The 297-nt window shown below is 34.0% G+C and carries 1 protein-coding gene; it reads left to right on the top strand.

What is annotated here, in order from left to right; translation table 11 throughout:
- On the top strand, positions 1–297 hold a 297-nt coding region (locus ACSG5Z_RS30875), incomplete at both ends, for a toprim domain-containing protein (RefSeq protein WP_435712860.1).

Below are 297 nucleotides of genomic sequence, written 5' to 3'. Positions count from 1 at the left end.
GGCATTTGGTCATTTGCTTCAATTATATGATGCGAAAGACTATGATGAAAAAATGGCCAAATGGCAACTGGATAACTTTCCTTTTATTCCAGAGAAGTTTCAATATAAAGTAAAAAGCAGTCCGAAAGATAGAGATAAGGCTGATAGTGGTGCGAAAAAACAGTTAAATATAATCCGCTCTTTACTTTTTAGAGTAGATGTTGATGCCATTATTTCAGCATGTGATTATGATCGTGAAGGGCAAGTAATTGGTGATAGTGTCATTTATAATATAAAAGCACCGAAACAAGTTTATCG

This window comes from Bacillus pretiosus (assembly GCF_051294775.1).
Lineage (GTDB): Bacteria > Bacillota > Bacilli > Bacillales > Bacillaceae_G > Bacillus_A > Bacillus_A wiedmannii.
Note: the sequence above shows the minus strand (reverse complement) of the source record. Positions and strands in the feature narration are given on the sequence as shown.